The 16,586-nt window shown below is 52.5% G+C and carries 16 protein-coding genes; 4 read left to right on the top strand and 12 right to left on the bottom strand.

The window, feature by feature from the left end; genetic code table 11:
* Positions 1-1,031: 1,031 nt before the first annotated feature.
* The 11 genes from RAL91_RS08540 to RAL91_RS08490 all read right to left on the bottom strand — a co-directional run bounded on the left by RAL91_RS08540 (position 1,032) and on the right by RAL91_RS08490 (position 11,906).
* Complete coding sequence (locus tag RAL91_RS08540) at positions 1,032-1,448, bottom strand: hypothetical protein (protein ID WP_306261389.1); 417 nt, start codon at positions 1,446-1,448, stop codon at positions 1,032-1,034.
* Between the two features lie 177 nt (positions 1,449-1,625).
* Positions 1,626-2,372, bottom strand: a complete 747-nt coding sequence (locus RAL91_RS08535) for an SDR family oxidoreductase (RefSeq protein ID WP_306261387.1) — start codon at positions 2,370-2,372, stop codon at positions 1,626-1,628.
* An 88-nt stretch (positions 2,373-2,460) separates the two neighbouring features.
* On the bottom strand, positions 2,461-3,774 hold the full coding sequence (eno, locus tag RAL91_RS08530) for a phosphopyruvate hydratase (RefSeq protein ID WP_306261385.1): 1,314 nt from the start codon (positions 3,772-3,774) through the stop codon (positions 2,461-2,463).
* Positions 3,771-4,790, bottom strand: a complete 1,020-nt coding sequence (locus tag RAL91_RS08525) for a phosphotransferase family protein (RefSeq protein WP_306261383.1) — start codon at positions 4,788-4,790, stop codon at positions 3,771-3,773. The genes eno and RAL91_RS08525 overlap by 4 nt, the downstream gene beginning before the upstream one ends.
* Before the next feature lie 160 nt (positions 4,791-4,950).
* Complete coding sequence (locus RAL91_RS08520) at positions 4,951-5,691, bottom strand: GntR family transcriptional regulator (RefSeq protein WP_306261381.1); 741 nt, start codon at positions 5,689-5,691, stop codon at positions 4,951-4,953.
* Positions 5,688-6,569 (bottom strand): carbohydrate ABC transporter permease, encoded by an 882-nt coding sequence (locus tag RAL91_RS08515; protein ID WP_306261379.1) that lies wholly within the window; start codon positions 6,567-6,569, stop codon positions 5,688-5,690. Before RAL91_RS08515 ends, RAL91_RS08520 begins: the two co-directional genes overlap by 4 nt.
* Positions 6,569-7,519 carry a carbohydrate ABC transporter permease gene (locus tag RAL91_RS08510; protein ID WP_306261377.1) on the bottom strand — a complete coding sequence of 317 codons (951 nt, stop codon included), beginning with the start codon at positions 7,517-7,519 and terminating at the stop codon, positions 6,569-6,571. The genes RAL91_RS08515 and RAL91_RS08510 overlap by 1 nt, the downstream gene beginning before the upstream one ends.
* A gap of 14 nt (positions 7,520-7,533) precedes the next feature.
* Positions 7,534-8,763 (bottom strand): ABC transporter substrate-binding protein, encoded by a 1,230-nt coding sequence (locus RAL91_RS08505; RefSeq protein ID WP_306261375.1) that lies wholly within the window; start codon positions 8,761-8,763, stop codon positions 7,534-7,536.
* Positions 8,764-8,786: 23 nt separating this feature from the next.
* Positions 8,787-9,893: an ABC transporter ATP-binding protein gene (locus tag RAL91_RS08500; protein ID WP_306261374.1), complete on the bottom strand. Its 1,107-nt coding sequence runs from the start codon at positions 9,891-9,893 to the stop codon at positions 8,787-8,789.
* The gene (locus tag RAL91_RS08495; RefSeq protein ID WP_306261373.1) at positions 9,894-11,135 is read right to left on the bottom strand and encodes an enolase C-terminal domain-like protein; all 1,242 of its coding nucleotides are present in this window, start codon (positions 11,133-11,135) and stop codon (positions 9,894-9,896) included.
* 3 nt (positions 11,136-11,138) lie between these two features.
* Positions 11,139-11,906, bottom strand: coding sequence for an SDR family NAD(P)-dependent oxidoreductase (locus RAL91_RS08490; protein WP_306261371.1), 768 nt, complete (start codon positions 11,904-11,906; stop codon positions 11,139-11,141).
* A 521-nt stretch (positions 11,907-12,427) separates the two neighbouring features.
* Between RAL91_RS08490 and RAL91_RS08485 the strand changes: the two genes are divergently transcribed.
* From RAL91_RS08485 to RAL91_RS08470, 4 genes are all read left to right on the top strand, one after another.
* Complete coding sequence (locus tag RAL91_RS08485) at positions 12,428-13,972, top strand: sensor histidine kinase (protein WP_306261369.1); 1,545 nt, start codon at positions 12,428-12,430, stop codon at positions 13,970-13,972.
* Positions 13,972-14,580, top strand: a complete 609-nt coding sequence (locus RAL91_RS08480) for a response regulator transcription factor (protein WP_306262858.1) — start codon at positions 13,972-13,974, stop codon at positions 14,578-14,580. The genes RAL91_RS08485 and RAL91_RS08480 overlap by 1 nt, the downstream gene beginning before the upstream one ends.
* An 88-nt stretch (positions 14,581-14,668) precedes the next feature.
* Positions 14,669-15,151 (top strand): heme-binding protein, encoded by a 483-nt coding sequence (locus RAL91_RS08475; protein ID WP_306261367.1) that lies wholly within the window; start codon positions 14,669-14,671, stop codon positions 15,149-15,151.
* Positions 15,152-15,218: 67 nt separating this feature from the next.
* Positions 15,219-15,914, top strand: a complete 696-nt coding sequence (locus RAL91_RS08470; protein WP_306261365.1) for an ankyrin repeat domain-containing protein — start codon at positions 15,219-15,221, stop codon at positions 15,912-15,914.
* Here the strand turns inward: RAL91_RS08470 and RAL91_RS08465 are convergent.
* The gene (locus tag RAL91_RS08465) at positions 15,872-16,159 is read right to left on the bottom strand and encodes a hypothetical protein (protein WP_306261364.1); all 288 of its coding nucleotides are present in this window, start codon (positions 16,157-16,159) and stop codon (positions 15,872-15,874) included. The genes RAL91_RS08470 and RAL91_RS08465 overlap by 43 nt on opposite strands.
* Positions 16,160-16,586 lie beyond the last annotated feature (427 nt).

Raw genomic sequence — 16,586 nt, 5'->3', positions numbered from 1 at the left:
CCGACATTAATGCGGCCGCGCCCTGTCTTGATGGAGCCTTTCCGCCAGAGTTGTCCAATCCGAAGTGGGTATCCGACGATATAAAAAAGGTATCAGGTCACGCGTTGTAACCGTTCCGTTGAAAGTCTGGATGGCGGGTCTTACAAGTGAACATGCTCAACGCATTGCCGGAAAAATAGTTTCCGCGACGGAACGGGGCCAGCTCTAAAACAAACCAACCTCATCCCATGGGATTTATCAAAACATATAGATGTTTCTTCTAATTATCTGACACACGGTCAATGGCACAATGTTAGGTTGGGCACTGGATTTTTGCCTGAAATTCAAATCATCTCGGATGCATGTGAAGGTATGCAGATCCACTGAGCTAAATAATGCAGCGTCTGAGACAGATGCCTACAACTGACCTTTGAAGCTATCGAAGATATGCCGGACTTCTAAACATCTGCAGATATGATGCTATTTTGCACATTCTTTTGACCGCCAATTAGCGCAGGATCGAAGGTCACGCTTTTGTACAGTGGAAGCGTGCAGTTACCAAAGCACCTCCCTCTGACCGAAACGGTTTTGGGCCTGTGACAATTGCACTCGCTGCAACGTTGTTTTCACTTCCTGTATCTGCCGCCATTGCTGATGGGTGTAAGCGGCATTTGTCATTACGCCGCGACTGCTTTCTAGAAGTCCCGCGCGGCCTGTGGCTCAAACGTCTCGTGTATTGCAAAACTGTACAATAAACGCATTGCAACCCTTCAAAGTAACATTGACGAAGTGGTAAAGAACCACTGCACCAATCAAGCGGTGACGCGGCGCTACTTTCTGATCCGGTGAGATGGTTTGAAAGCACACTGGGCATGTCATTTTTTGACATGCTCACCTAACACAGTCTTGATTGGTTGAAAGTTTTCAGGTTTCGCAAGAACCGAGACGTCTTTTTTAGCCCATCAATGGCGATTGACCCGTTTGTGAACCCTGAATGGTAATAATAACTTGCAAGCTTTATCTCGCTGACGTCGGGGGCATGCACCGCTCGATCAAGCGATTTTCTCTGGTGATGTAAGAATACCAATGTTCAGCATTTTCTGCATCTCGTCGCCGTCGAAATATCGCTCTTCAACGACCTTACCAGCAAACCACCGTTGCCAACATACACCGTCAATTTGGTGTTTCTTGCGGTCGGGAGCCACAAAAGTAGATCTGTTGCGAAAAGCACAAATCTCTTTTTCCTCCGACATAATGAGATCGACGATGCTACCGCTAATTGACGTCGCAGAATTTATGTATGGCTCTTGCTTCCTACGCCCCTCGGAAGCATCACGGGCGAAAATCTTACCGTTGGCATACATTACGCCATCCGGCGCAAAATACTGATCAAACGCCTCAAGAGGCTTACCCTCATTCAGTAGAGCGATCTGCCCAATAACATTCAACCCAAACAGATTTGCGGGCACTGTTATCGCTCCTTGATGGTATCCTAAAACTGCCACATTGGCATATGGCATTTGTAGACGCAGACCGCTGACACCCTACTGTCAGCAGCGTAGCCGGAAGGTTTGATCTGCTGGGTATGGCTTATTTGCCGAACAGCAAGACCGGCCACTAAGTAGTGACTGACTGCCGGTCCGTAATCAGATGGTAATCCCGCCGTCGATGTTGACGATCTGTCCGGTCATAAACGCCCCGTCATCCGATGCCAGAAACGCACAGAGGCCGGCAATCTCATCGGGGGTTCCAAAGCGGCCCGCTGGCTGACGATCAATGAAATACTTCTCGGCTTCTTCCAGACTGCCCATCGTTTCGGCCAGCACCCCGATACGCCCCCGCAGGCTTGGGCTGTCCACCGTGCCGGGACAAACCGAGTTGCAACGAATGCCCTGGTGAAGATAATCCGCCGCCACAGCTTTGGTCAGGCCCAGAACGCCAGCCTTGGTTGCACCATACGCTGCGCGTTTCGGAAATCCTTTGGTGGAACTTGCCACTGAACCGATGGTGATGATGCTTCCGCCGTTTGTTTTCATCTTGGGAATGGCCGCGCCCAGCACGAAAAAGGCGCTGTCCAAGGTAATGGCACAGGATCTGCGCCAGTCTTCAAGGCTGCATTCTTCAATGTCACCGTGATGAACGTAACCCACCGCATGGACCAGAATATCCACCCGGTCAAATTGTTCAAAATAGGCGCTGACTGCCGACCCGTCAGTGGCATCAAGTGTGCTGATATCCGCGCCCTTCAACGTGCTTAAAACGTCGCCATTCAAGTCCGAAGCATACACATTCGCACCTTCTGCCATCAGGCGCTCTGCGACAGCACGTCCGATGCCCTGGGCAGCAGCCGTTACAATTGCTGTCTTGCCAGCAAGACGTTGCGTTAAATCCATTTTGTTCTCCTTCTAGGGAATGACATGTAAGCCTACTCGCTCAGACTCTCGATATCCAAAACCACTGTTTCGCCGATGCTTGGGGCCATCACGATTTGTCGCCAGAGTTTTTTCTGCCCCACCAAGTGGCAGCCAATGGCGCGCCACCTACGAAGGCGGATGGCCCAAGAATGTCCTGAATGCGCAAGCATTCATTCCATTTGGCCATGCGTTCCGAGCGGGTGAATGAACCGACTTTCAGCTGTCCGCAGCCAAGGCCGGTCGCCAAATGGCTTATGGTGACATCCTCGGTTTCACCGGAGCGGGCAGAAACGACGCTGCGAAACCCCGTCTTTTCCGCTGCAAGAAACGTATCAACAGATTCTGATATCGTCCCAGCCTGGTTTACTTTGATCAGAACGGCATTGCAGGCACCGGCAGCAGCCGCCTCTTCGACAAGCGCCTTGTTGGTTACGAGATAGTCGTCGCCAATAATTTGAACGCGCTGACCATAGCGACGCGTGAATTCCGCCATGCTCTCGGGGTCATCCTCGCCGACCGGATCTTCTATCGATGCAATAGGATAGGCCTCGATCCATCTGCCCAGCAGGTCGATGAACGCAGCAGAATCCATGCTCTGGTCGTCCAGCGCCAGTCGGTATTTCCCATCTTTGCCAAATTCGGATGCCGCAATATCAAGCGAGATCACAACCCGCTCGCCCGGCTTTTCTCCCGCCTTTTCAATGGCTGCAACCAGGGTCTCCAGCGCTTCTTCATTGCTGTCAAAAACCGGCCACCAACCGCCTTCATCAGCGACACCGGCCAAACGACCCTTTTGCTTCATTATGTCGCCCGCAGCGAAGTAAACTTCGCTGGTGATTTCCATCACCTCATCAAAGCTGTTCGCGCCAGGCACCATGATCATGAAGTCCTGAATATCAACCCGGCGGCCCGCATGCGCGCCCCCGCCAAAGATCTGAATTTCTGGCAAAGGGATAGAAGCCGACCTGTCATAGACGTCTGCTATATGCTGCCATAAATGCTTGTTTTCTGCCGCCGCTGCCGCTTGCAACAGCGCAATCGATGTTGCCACAGTTGCATTGCCGCCAAGTGTGCTCTTCAACGGGGACGGGTCCAATTCCAACATGGCCCTATCGGCTCCGACCTGATCCGCAACGTCGCGCCCGACAAGAACCGGAGCAATGATCTCGTTGACCGAGGTCAGTGCCCGCTGCACATCCATACCCCGAAGTCTTGCGCCACAATCTCGCAGGTCAATCGCTTCTCGGGCGCCACGAGAGGCTCCCGCAGGAGCAATGCCACGCCCTGTCACGCCGTTTGCCAAGGTCACGTCAACTTCCACTGTGGGGTTGCCGCGTGAATCCCAAACCCTGCGGGCTTTGACAGATTTTATTGTTGTCACAGGTCTGTTCCTTCGAGCTTGGCGTCAAGGTATTGGGTAAGTGCGGACAGGCGTGTTACGGGGTTCTCGATCAACGGGGCCGCAAGGTCCCTCACCTGCTGGCGACTTTGATCGGATAAATACTCAACGGGCGATTTTCCGTCGATCCTGGCAAGCATCAGCATGGGAAGAAGCGCGCTGACACGCGCCTCGAGCGCCTCGGGTGTTTCCCAATTGATATGTGCTGAATAAGCCCTCCAGAAACTCTCCACCGCTGCCAACAGGTTTTGACGCAATGCGGGCATGTGCACCGCCTTCAGCAGCAGATGGTTCAGGCAAAAAGCCACGTCAAAACTTGCATCCCCCATGGTGGCGCATTCCGCATCCAGAATAACTGGCTTGTCCGCACGAAACAGAATGTTCTTGGGACTAACGTCACCATGGACCAACACCTGATGGCTGGCATAGAGACTGTCGGCCATTCCGTTCAGATGATCAGCCAATGCTGGATGGCGCGTTGCCGTGAAGCGTAGATATGGCTCCAGCCGAAGCGCATGGAAATCGTCGCGGTTCTCAAATGGGCTGGTGTCAAAACCGGAAATTGCCGACGCTGCGTGGATCTGGCCAATTACAGCCCCCACAGCAGCAGCTTCGCCATTGTCAGGCTGAGCTTGCAGGAGCGCGGCCTTCCAAAGATAGATATTTTCTCCGTCCAGATATTCCATGGCAAAACCATTCTGAACCTCGGATCTGCCCAGAAGTTTAAGTGCGGTATCTGGCGAAATTTCAGCCGCAGTACGCAGCCAATGATACTCAGCCTTGTTGCGATGAACCGGCGCAAACCAGTCTTCGGCAACCTTTAGTTTGGCCAGCGCGAATTTCACGCAGATACGATGATCTCCCAAATCGACCACCGCGATATCAGATGCCACACCACCAGCGAGTGGCTCCGCCGACACAATGTCGTCTGATGTGCCAAGCCCAAGCTCGACCACCAGTTCCTTGCAACGATCCTCAAGAATGATATTTTTCTGCATCAGCCAGCCAACCAGTTTTCATCTTGTCCCCGGATGTCAGTTTGAACGACCAACATAGCGCCATCATCGCAGTACAACGCCAAAGCTGTCGGCAGATCCCCGGCATTCCAAATCGGGTTTTCACCGGCTCCATTGCGCACGGGTCCAGGCGTTTTCGGCTTCACCTTATGGCCCGTTTGTCAGCGGCACTGACTTCAAAATACTCGGGAAAGCGCTGACGGGCTTCATTGACGTAATGAAGGATGCGCCGCAGATGCGTTAGCATTTGCTTCTCGGCAAGCTCATCATCACTAGCTTCGATTGCATCTGCAATGTCGACATGCTGATCCACGACGACGTTCAAATCATCAACCCCCGACACCATTAAATGGCGGAAGCGGTCCATGTGGTCCTTCATGCGCAGGATTTCCGGCAACACGTGAGATAGCCCGGCATATTCTGCGATCAACCCGTGAAATGTCTCGTCTGATATGTAAAAACTGGCCTTGTCGTCGAACCGGGTATAGGTCCTCTGTAACGTTATCTCTTTGCGCAAACTCCGCACCAAATCTGCGCGCCGCTCGGTGCCCATTGCCCGGCGGAGAAGCCCGATTTCCAGGGCTTCACGCATGAATTGAGAGGTTTCCAGATCCGCGACCCGGAGCGGTGCAACTTGCGATCCGCGTTGCGGCAGAACATCAACAAAACCTTTTTCGGCCAAGCGGGCAAGCGCTTCGCGTGCTGGCGTCCGGCTGACGCCCAGCATTTCCGATACCGACGCCTCTGACAGCATCTGATATGGCTTCAACTCAAACGTCAGGATTTGCAGGTGCAATGCGTCGAACACCTGTTTTGCCAGAGGCAAGGAGCGCTCGGATATTGTTTTGTATGGGGAAGCCAAAGATGTTGCTCTTATTCTCATGATTGCTGAACCTGCAAGCCTTCCATAAAATGACGCCGCAACAAAAAGAAAAGCGCCAAGCTTGGAATACTTGCCAGAAGTGCCGCTGTCAGGACAACATTTGGTCCGGTTGAGGAATAGCTGCCCTGAAAGACCAGCAATGCGTTCATGATAGAACGTGTTTCAAGCCGGTTGCCAAGCACTGTGGAAAACAGCATGTCATTCCAGATCCAGGTGAATTGCAACAGGAAGACTGCCGTCATTGGTCCAATTGTGTTTGGCAGGACGATGCGGAAAAATACGGTGAATTCTCCGGCACCATCCATGCGCGCAGCCTCGTCCATTTCACGCGACAGGCCAGACATGAAATTGCGAAGCACCAGTGTTGGAAAGGGTACACATATTGCGGTGTAGAACAATAACATGCCGATGTGGGAATTCAGGATCCCAAGTTTCTGGTATCCGAAAAACAATGGGATCAGATACATCTGGAACGGAAACACAGTGCCGGCAAAAATCAACATGAACCATGTTGTACGCCAGGGAATATCGATGCGAGCGATCGCAAACGCTGCCATGGCGGCAAAGAAAACCGCAGCACCTGCACCAAATACACCATAGAAGGCCGAATTCATCATGGCCTGTCCCATATTGCCCAACTCCCATGCCTGACGGGCATTTTCAAGGATGGGAGCGAACCCCTGCGGCAGAGACAATGGCGGATTCATTGCGTATTCGGTGTTCGATTTGAAAATCGAAATCGCCAGATAATAGAACGGCACAATCCATAAAAGAGAAAAAGCAACGGCAGCGACAAGCTTCCAGTTCGCGCCTCTGTGGCGGGCGTTCTCACGTTTTCGGATTGCGTCGAAATCCAGCGTACTCAGATCAACAGCCATCAGCGCACCATCCTGTCTACCCGTGATTGCAGCACGGTCTGAATCCAGGTAACGCTCAGCACGACCAGCCCAATCACCACGGCCACTGCTGAGCCAAACGCCCAACTACCTTTCTGGAAGGCTTCAAAATACATGAACACAGCCAGCGCGAGGCTGCGTTGACCGGGATAGTTGGCCCCCATAACCCATAGAAGATCAAACACGGTGAAACCGGCCAGAACAGACAGGATCGTCACCATCAGGAGGGTCGGCGTTAAGAGCGGCAGAGTGATGTAGCGAAACACCTGCCACGGTGTAGCACCGTCAATATGTGCCGCCTCGATTGGATCACGCGGGATCGCCGCCAATCCAAGAAGCAGGAGCACCATGACCAGTCCAGCGGTTTGCCATACAAATGTGGCAATGATCGCCGGTGTGACGGTCTCGCTTTGATAGAGCCAGCCAATGCTGACATCCTGGCCAGAGACAAGGGATAATCCGCGGTTAAGCAGCCCGTCCGGCGCATAGACATAGAACCACAAAACACCAACTGCAGTGGGGGCGAGTATGCGGGGAATAAATACAATGTTTTTAAAGGTCTCAGCGCCCCGCATATTGCGCAGGAACATCGCCATTCCAAGTCCCAGCGCGATGGGGAAAACAATCGATGCACCTACCCATATCGCCGTATTCACAAGGGCATCGGTAAAGAATGGATTGGACGCCATTTTTTCGTAATTGGACACTCCGGCATATTCACCAAAGCCTTTGAATTTCTTCCATTTGGTGAAGCTTAGCCAGATGTTGTAACCCACGGGTGCCAACAAAACCCCGACGACCAAAAGGAGAGCCGGGGACATGAAGATCAGCCCCAGCCCAAGTTGACCGCGCCGCCTTGCACGTTCCTTACGGGCGATTTTATCCATCCCGATACGCTCAAGGAGCGCTTTGTCTTTTGCGGCGCGGTCCATTGTCTTATCCAGCCTTATTGCTCAGCCCAATAGGCCGCATTCAGTGACTGCATGGTTGCCATAACTTCCTCTGCTACTTCCATGGTCGGGTCCAGCATGAAGCGGTTCATTTCAGCAACCAGCTCACCCTGAAGATCAGGTGCAACAGCTTCCCACCAACGCAGATACGCCCCTGCGTTCGAGGCAGCAATGTCAGCATTGACCTTTGAAACGACTGCGTTCGGAGCTTTGGCTAAATCATTGCCGACATAGTTCCCCGAAGCTTCACCCCATGCGTTGGCGCCTTCTGTCGAAACCCAAAAGCGCAGGGCCGCCATCGTATCGGCATCCGCTGCACCTGCCGTGGAGACAACGATCGGCCCACCTTCAACGATGACGGCATTGTCGACACCATCTGCTGCATTGGGCATTATGAATACACCAATGTCTTCGCTGGCAACGCCGGCTGCTGTGATCAGGCCATATGCCCACTCACCGATCAGATACATAGCGCCGTCACCGCGTGCATAGTCGTTGACCTCTTCAGTTGAGCGTGCGTCCGAGAACCAGCCCTTGGCATACATGTCCGACCAGGTCTGGAAGACGTTGCGGACCTCATCGCTATCATAGGCGATCGAGCCGTCATTGAGACCGTTATAGGCTTCGGGATGCAAGCGCAGAAGCAATTCCTGAAACCAGATGAAACCGCGCCAGCCTTCCTGAACCGTTGCCAGGAATGGGGTGTGCCCAGCAGCCTTGATCGCTTCAGCAGCGCCATTCAGCTCGTCCCAAGTCGTCGGTTCGGACAGGCCCAGTTCCGCAAACAATGGTTTGTTATACATCACAACCCAGCGCGCCAGAACCATCGGCACTGCGTATGGCTTGCCATCGACCATGAACAAATCCTTGGCTGATGCGCTGTAGCCGCCGCTATCGTTCATTTCAGCCCACAGCTCATCCAGCGGGGCGATCTGTCCTGTCCCGACCAGTTCTGCAAATGTTGCGCCGGTCCACCAGCTAAACATGTTCGGGGTTTCACCCGAAGCAATCGAGGCCTGAATGAACGCCTTGTATTGTTCGGCTGACGCATAAGGCGTTTCCTTGATCCGAACGCCGGTTGCCGCTTCGGATGCATCGCCAACGGTTTGCAATTGTTCAGACCAGAACCCTTTGTCGTGAAAAAGCTGGACTTCTTCCGCAATGGCCGGTGTTGCTGCCAACATCGAGCCGACCAGTGCACCAAATAGTTTTCCTTTAATAGACATTATTCCTCCTTCGTCTGTTCGCGCTATGAGTTCTTGCGCAGGGATAGTTCAGTTTCTGCATCAAACAGATGCAGCCGTGACCCGTTCACATGGAAGCGGACCTTTTCGCCGTCCTCGACGATACGCGGTTGCTGCATTCGGGCGACAAAATCTGTCCCCCCCACATCCGCGAAAAGAAGTGATTCATTGCCCAATAGCTCTGTCAGCGTGACCGTCGCTTCGATTTCGATCCCACCGTCCGGTTGCAGCCCGTGGCCGTTTGGGATGATATCTTCCGGGCGCAGCCCAGCTGTCACTTTCAGGCCCTCCTGAAGTGAATTTTCGAACTGGTTTGCATCCAGATCCACACGCAAATCTGCCGAGACAAAGGCGAGCCTGTCGCCGCTGCGCTGAATCTCACCGTCAAAGAAATTCATTTGCGGCGTGCCAATGAAACTGGCAACAAACCGATTTGCCGGATTCTCAAACACCTCCAGAGGTGTCCCCTGCTGGGCAATTTCGCCATCCTTCATCACCACAATAACATCGGCCAGTGTCATCGCCTCGATCTGGTCATGGGTGACGTAGATTGTGGTTACACCTAGGCGATGCTGCAGGCGTTTGATCTCGACCCGCATCTGATTGCGAAGCTTGGCGTCAAGATTGGACAGTGGCTCATCAAACAAAAAAACCTTCGGCTCGCGCACAATGGCACGGCCCATGGCAACGCGCTGTCTTTGCCCCCCGGAAAGTTCAGAGGGTCGACGATCCAGATAGGGTCCAAGTTCAAGCGCGTCGACCGCTTCATTGACGCGTCGGGCAATCTCGTCAGGCGATACTTTTGCCAGCTTAAGCGAGAATACGAGGTTCTCTTTCACAGTCAGGTGTGGATACAGAGCATAGGTCTGGAAGACCATTGCCACACCGCGATCACGCGATGGCAAATCATTGGCCAGCTCTCCGCCAATCCTCAGTTCACCATGAGAAATGGGCTCCAGGCCCGCAATCATGCGCAAGGTTGTGGATTTGCCACAGCCTGAAGGGCCAACAAGAACGACGAATGACCCGTCTTCGACATCCAGATCAATGCCCCGGACCGCCAATTGGTCGCCATAGACCTTTACCAGATCACGCAGAATGACTTTTGCCATCTACTTCGCCTCCGGCATTGTTTTAACTGCGGGATCTGCAAAATTTTGCTCCGGCCAGATAGAATACCAGGACGGACGGGCAGGATCACGATCATATGTGTAGCCACCGGTCTTGCGAAAATACTCTGCATATTCAGCGAGCTTTTCCCGGCTGACATCAACCCCAAGACCGGGGCCCGTGGGCACGTCAATACAGCCGTTCACATAGGGTAATTTACCTCCAACCAGAATATCATCCGTCAGATGGTGATAATGAGAATCCGCCGCGAAATTGAGATTTGGCAACACCGCACCAAGATGCAACATCGAGGCAAGCTGGATGCCCAATTCACCGGATGAATGTACCGCAGCCGAGCGCTGAAATGTCTCAAGCACATGCCCAGCCTTCACAGCCTGTCGCAAGCCTCCCCAGAACGTCGTGTCCAGTAAGATCACATCGACCAAATCGTGCCGCAAACACTGGGCCAATTGTTCAAAATTGATGACCACCATATTGGTGGCAGTGGGTATTGGCTGGCCTTCACGCACACGGCGCATGCCTTCAAGTCCCCAGGTGGGATCTTCGAAATAGTCATTGTTCAAATGCGCGATCTTACGACCGATGCGGATCGCGTCTTCAACTGACCACACGCCGTTGGGATCAAGCCGCACACGATCTTCTGGAAATGCCTCAGCAAGGGCCACGAATACGTCTACGTCGTGCTTCGGGCTGAAGTGCCCGCCCTTCAGCTTGTGAACACGGAACCCGTGTTTATCGCGCAACGCTGTGGCATGGGCGACCAGTTCTTGCGCGCTGGTTTCCCCGCCCAGGCCGGTCAGGTCGTTTTCGTAGCGATAGAACAGATAGCTGGCAAACTCGACCTTGTCGCGGATGGCTCCGCCCAGCAGACTGTGCGCTGGCACACCCAGCCGCTTGCCGGCCAAATCCAGACATGCCATCTCAATTGCCGCGTGCAATTGCAGCCGGTTGTTATAGAGCGTTGCTGTCGGGTTCATGATCTTCCAACGCAACTGCTCAAGGTTCAGGGGATCATGGCCTTTCAGATAAGGCAGCAAAGACAGGATCGCCGCCTCGGCCCCTTCTCCGCCGCCGCCCAATTCGCCCCATCCTGACATTCCGTCATTGCCAATAATTTCGACAATCGTGCGGACAAACCGTCCCCAATGCGCCCCGGCGGAATGCCGCAAGGGTGCTTCCAGCGGAACAGCGACAGTCGTTACTTTGATATCCGCAATTGTCACGTTCTAAGCCCTTTGTCTGGGAGTTCCGCCAATGAGCGCCATAAGGCCACCATCGACTTTCAAAACTTCGCCGGTCATAAATGACGCTTTTTCGGAGAGCAGGAATGCCACGAGTTCAGCCACTTCGGAAGCCTCTGCCGCGCGGCCAAGCGGGTGCATGTTATTGATTTCGTCCCAGACAGCATCCGGGGTGTCTGAAAGGCCGACGGCCCAGTCCAGCATGGGTGTATGCACTGAGCCGGGTGCGACCGCATTGGAACGCACGCCATCCTTCGCGAAATCCACCGCAATGGATTTCGCCAGCCCGATCAGTCCATGTTTGGATACGGTATAGGCCGCCACATTCTGTTGCGTCGCCAAGCCCTGAACTGACGACATGAAAACGCAGCTTCCTTTGTTTTTGACGAGCTGCGGCATCAGCGCTTGCGCCATCAAGTAAGCGCCGCGCAAATTGACGTTCATGACCTCGTCCCAAAGCTCTGGGGGCGTGTCCACGACCGTTCCATAACGCTGAATGCCTGCATTGTGCGAGAAGCCCTTGGCACCGCCCAATTCTGAAGCAGCCTCCGCAACCTGTGTAGCGGTTTTCTGGTCCGCAACAGACCCTTCAATACAGATCAGAGTTTCGATCAGAGGCGCGAGTGTTTTCTCAGCGGTCCGCAAGGCATCGCCATCAGAATCCACCAAAATCATTGATGTGTTTTCCCGGGCCAGAATCTCGGCCACGGCGTAGCCAATGCCCTTCGCCGCACCCGTTATGACAACACACATGGCTCCCCTTTCCCAATCGGATTTAACCTTTATGCCACACTACCATGGTAGTGTGCAACCACATTTGATTTTGCTGGAATCGAGATGCTCGGTTGGTATTGGCCAATGTAGAGCATTCATGATGTGATATTCAAGTTTGCAACTGATGGTGTATGTGCATAAGGAGCGCTTCTTTAACAGGATGCGTTGCCTTAAACTTTTCAGTCTCCGGCCCATTGCTGCCGCTCAATGTTTCGATTGCTTCACGCTTACTTTCCCGATGCAGACATTTGACATGCCAGGTCAGAGTCAGTTGTCTAAGGCGTGGAGAGAGCAGATGCTGTGAAAGATGGCGTTGATCGATAAATGTTTGATCCATCCTACAATACGGTTGGAAATGTTTGCCGGTTGCCTATTGCAGCCGCTATTTTCCGATGGGTTACCGGCGAGATCGCGATATCCAAATGTCAAAGGTCAAACTCACACCTCAGCAATTATTGGACCCTCGTGTTCTTCTGTTCTTAAAATGCTGATAGATGGGTATGGAAATTTCTTCTATGGGAAACGACGTGGCTCATTCCAGCAGAGTTAGATTGGTTGCAATTTGGTTGGCACTAATTGTGTTGATTGTGATCGGTGTGTCTATGTTTGAACGCTGGTCATTGCAGAGCGAATTAGTGACTGAAAGCGAAATATTGCATCGCGTAGTGTCACAACGCGCGGATCAGCACGATGCTCATTTGACGTCTCTTTCCGCTGTTGCATCTGCGGGAACTGACTTGAGAACTGATTTGTTTTTGGATGTTGCGAATTCAATTCGGCGGTTTTACCCGCGGATCGTTTCAATTGATCTCGTGTCATTGACCGATGGCACATCCGTGGCGAAAACGGATGGTGTAAAAACATATGATAATGCTGAAATAATTGCCAACGCAACACGCCGCTCGAAAGGCGCGCTGCAACTCTTGGCTATTCCGGAAATCTCAGGCGAGTATTTGCTGATCAAACGAAGCCCCAATACAGATGAAGCACGTTTTGGCCTTGCACTTACAATTAATGGGGAAGCGCTAATTCGCACTGATGCCGACTTTTGGGCTCAAGAATCCGTGCAAAGCAGTCTCACAGCACCTGATGGATCCTTGTTAACCGGCAAGCACCTTGGCAATACTGCTGCATTCTCAAAGGCGCTAGGAAGCGCCTCGCAACCACTTGTACTGGAAACTGCGCTTAACCCATCTTGGGCAAGTCTTTTTCCTTTACGGCCGATTTTCATCGGTATTGCAGCTGTCTCGCTTGCGTATCTGTTGTTCCTTTCTTTGGTTCGCCAGTACTTGCGAGCACGCAGTGCTGAACGGGCCGCGCATGCTGGCGCATTGGAATTAAGGCTGGCACATGCCTCCAGGGTGAATGCGCTGGGGGAGATGGCAAGTGGGATTGCTCACGAACTGACACAGCCCCTGACCGCAATATTAAGCCAGTTGCAAGCCGGAAAACACATGTTTCGGCGGAGCGAGAACAAGTCACTCGGCAAAGTTCTTGATGATGCAATCGAACAGTCAAAGCGCGCTGCGTCCATTTTGGAACGCATGAGGCGTTGGACCACGCCGCAAGAGCCTTCGGAACAACTTACTTCGTTGCAAGAATCAATGGAAACCATACGATCACTGCTTTTACCGAAAGCAAACGAATTAAAAATCTCCATGAGGTTCGATTCTCCCCCTATGCCTGTGCTCGTAAAGGCTGATCCAGTAGAATTGGAGCAAGTTCTTTTCAATCTCGTGCGCAACGCTCTTGATGCAGTTGAAAATCAAGTCAATCCTCTTGTCAAAGTGCAGCTTCATACTGGAGCTACCGAAGCGTTTATAGATGTGAGCGACAATGGCGGTGGTGTGGCTCCGGAAATTCGCCAGCGTATTTTCGAGCCATTCGTAACTCGGAAGAAAGGAGGAACGGGTCTGGGGCTGGCTTTATCGCAGCGGCTGACCGAACAAATGGGGGGCGAAATTTCACTTGTGGAGGATGCGGATAGCACCATATTCCGCGTGCGCCTTCCAATTTCAAACGAGCAAAAAGCGGAAGCAGCATGATGAACCATCCGGTTTATTTGATCGATGATGATGAAGCGGTTCGAAAAGCGCTTGCACTGCTGTTGGACACGGTCGGCATAAAAGTGAAGACCTTCGATGGACCCGAAGCGCTTCTACGTCAGATCAAAAAGCTGGAACCTGGCTGCTTGGTCATGGATATTCGAATGCCCATGATCACAGGTCTGAAATTACAGGAAAAACTCGTCGCAGATGGTATCGTATGGCCCACGATTATTATCAGTGGTCATGGAGATATTGATGCTTGCCGCAAAGCATTTCGCAATGGGGCTATCGATTTTTTGAGCAAGCCAATCGACGAACAGGATCTTATCGATGCAATTCAAAAAGGATTATCTGCCTTAGAGCAAGATATCCAACAGCAAAACGAAAGACGAGAGTTGATCACACTGATTTCCCAACTGACCAGCCGCGAGAAGGAAGTGCTCGCTATGGTGGTCGATGGCCACACGTCGTCTCAAATTGCCGGGGCCCTGGAGCTCTCTCCGCGTACAGTTGAGTCTCACCGCGCTGCTATTGGACACAAACTTGGGACAATCGCGGTGGCCGAACAGGCAAAACTCTGGCTTGAAGCGAGAAAGTCTACGTAGATATACGTATATTGCTGTGGCCTCTACGAATGTCGGATTTGAACAACAGCTCGTAAATCTGGTTCATGATCAACTTATGGAGAACCAGATGAAACATCTTCTCATATCGATGGCGGCAATTCTTGTCCCTACAGCAATGCTCGCTCAAGAGCTTCCAACAGCACCTTACCTGCCGCTTGACCTGGCACAAACAGCGGCACAGAAAGCCGTTGAAGCCTGTTCTGGTGAAGGTCATAATGTAAGCGTCGCCGTGGTTGCACGTAGCGGCGAAACGAAGGTATTGCTGCGCGCAGACAATGCCGGGCCCCACACTGTAGGGAGCAGCACCGGCAAAGCATTCACTTCAGCCAGCATGGGGCGTGATACAGCGGGTCTCGCCGGTTTTATCGGCGGCAATCCGCAGAACGATGGTTTGCGTTACATGGACACGCGCCTGGTTATTCAGGCCGGTGGTCTTCCAATCAAGTTCAATGGTGTCCTTGTCGGCGGTATCGGCGTTGGTGGTGCACCATCTGGCGATATTGATGCGACATGCGCTCGCACAGGCCTTGATGCAATCAACGCAGAGTAGTCTGTTTCCACTGATAATATCGGGCCACGTTGAACATTTGACGTGGCCGGCACCAAGGATTGAAACCATGCTTCGCACCAGCCTAAAACTCCTCGCCCTGCTTCCCTTTTTGACTTTTTATCTCGCTGAATCAGCATCGGCTCAGCGCGCTCCGTCTTCTTCGGAGATAAAAAGTTTTACCGGGTTACACAAAGCGGCGCATGAAAACGACATGGCAAAATTGGAGATATTGATTGCAAGCGGCGCGGCTCTTGATAAGCGAGATAATTATGGCCGAACTCCTGCCCATGTCGCAGCTTTTGCTTCGAATGATGAGATTGTCCGTACGCTGGCTGAGTCGGGCGCCGATATGAACGCCTTGGAAAACGGTATTTATGACGTGGTGACAATCGCGGCTGTGGCAAACGATCCGGAATTGGTTTCGCTCGCAATCGAAGTCGGAAATGATCCCGGCCTGACGACAAGTATTTATGACGGCACAGCACTTATTGCCGCTGCGCATCTTGGCCACCATGAAGTCGTCAGACGGCTGATCAGGATGGGGGCACCACTCAACCACATCAATAACCTCAGATGGACAGCGCTAATGGAAGCTGTGGTATTGGGTGATGGTGGTTCCGATCACATTGAGACTGTGAAGGCATTGGTGGAAGCTGGTGCAGATATTTCAATCGCCGACCGCGACGGCGTTACTCCATTGCAGCACGCGATCTCTCGCGGTTACGATGAAATTGCAGAGATCATTCGCTCCTCCATGAAATAGAACTTTATCGACGGCACCTGATAGTGCATGTCGCAAAAGTGGAGGCGAAACTCGATAGAGGTGCCGACACGCGTTCGAAACGGGACTTTGAGTGTTTCAGCAAGGCCAGCGGCTTGAACGGCAGCGACAAGCGTTGAGAAGCGTTCGTCGCCGACGGCAATTTCAACAATATTGGCTGCGTTTGCAGCGGCACCAGAAAAACATAGGGCGGCAGCGCAGATGGCAGTTTTCAATCGGGAATTCATCAGATGTCGCCGTAATTTTTTGAGCACTTATTTCTTGTATTGTTGCAACTGGTCAGGCGACGTTGCCAAAATGAGCTTGGATCAGCAGGCCATAAAAACATGAACCACTCCCATGGCCGAAGCATACTGGGTGATTGAGAGCGAGACCTTGAGCAGAAGTGCATCGCGTATTTTTATTGAATGGTTGTTTGATTCGACCGATCTACGGGTCTGATAGCCAAAATTTTACCGAAAGCGAAAATTCACCAAGGCCGATTTTGCCCACAAAGCAGACATTGGTGCTAACCGCTGCTCATGGCCGCTACCCGCCCTATCGAGACGGCATTGAATTGGCTGAAGTGTTTCCCGCAGCGTCTGAAAAAATTGCTTAATTGTTGTAATTGACTGGTTTGGGCCGCCACATCCCAAGCACAGCACAATGTTTTCA

Source organism: Pararhizobium sp. IMCC21322 (assembly GCF_030758295.1).
Lineage (GTDB): Bacteria > Pseudomonadota > Alphaproteobacteria > Rhizobiales.
The sequence above is the reverse complement of the archived record's forward strand: the minus strand, read 5'-3'. Positions and strand labels throughout refer to the sequence as shown.

Excerpts from the sequence above, each read along its gene's own strand:
- RAL91_RS08535 (WP_306261387.1), bottom strand. The coding sequence starts at position 2,372 with ATGGATTTAACGCAACGTCTTGCTGGCAAGACAGCAATTGTAACGGCT.
- RAL91_RS08525 (WP_306261383.1), bottom strand. The coding sequence starts at position 4,790 with ATGCAGAAAAATATCATTCTTGAGGATCGTTGCAAGGAACTGGTGGTC.
- RAL91_RS08520 (WP_306261381.1), bottom strand. The coding sequence starts at position 5,691 with ATGAGAATAAGAGCAACATCTTTGGCTTCCCCATACAAAACAATATCC.
- RAL91_RS08515 (WP_306261379.1), bottom strand. The coding sequence starts at position 6,569 with ATGGCTGTTGATCTGAGTACGCTGGATTTCGACGCAATCCGAAAACGT.
- RAL91_RS08510 (WP_306261377.1), bottom strand. The coding sequence starts at position 7,519 with ATGGACCGCGCCGCAAAAGACAAAGCGCTCCTTGAGCGTATCGGGATG.
- RAL91_RS08505 (WP_306261375.1), bottom strand. The coding sequence starts at position 8,763 with ATGTCTATTAAAGGAAAACTATTTGGTGCACTGGTCGGCTCGATGTTG.
- RAL91_RS08500 (WP_306261374.1), bottom strand. The coding sequence starts at position 9,893 with ATGGCAAAAGTCATTCTGCGTGATCTGGTAAAGGTCTATGGCGACCAA.
- RAL91_RS08490 (WP_306261371.1), bottom strand. The coding sequence starts at position 11,906 with ATGTGTGTTGTCATAACGGGTGCGGCGAAGGGCATTGGCTACGCCGTG.
- RAL91_RS08485 (WP_306261369.1), top strand. The coding sequence starts at position 12,428 with ATGGAAATTTCTTCTATGGGAAACGACGTGGCTCATTCCAGCAGAGTT.
- RAL91_RS08480 (WP_306262858.1), top strand. The coding sequence starts at position 13,972 with ATGAACCATCCGGTTTATTTGATCGATGATGATGAAGCGGTTCGAAAA.
- RAL91_RS08475 (WP_306261367.1), top strand. The coding sequence starts at position 14,669 with ATGAAACATCTTCTCATATCGATGGCGGCAATTCTTGTCCCTACAGCA.
- RAL91_RS08470 (WP_306261365.1), top strand. The coding sequence starts at position 15,219 with ATGCTTCGCACCAGCCTAAAACTCCTCGCCCTGCTTCCCTTTTTGACT.
- RAL91_RS08465 (WP_306261364.1), bottom strand. The coding sequence starts at position 16,159 with ATGAATTCCCGATTGAAAACTGCCATCTGCGCTGCCGCCCTATGTTTT.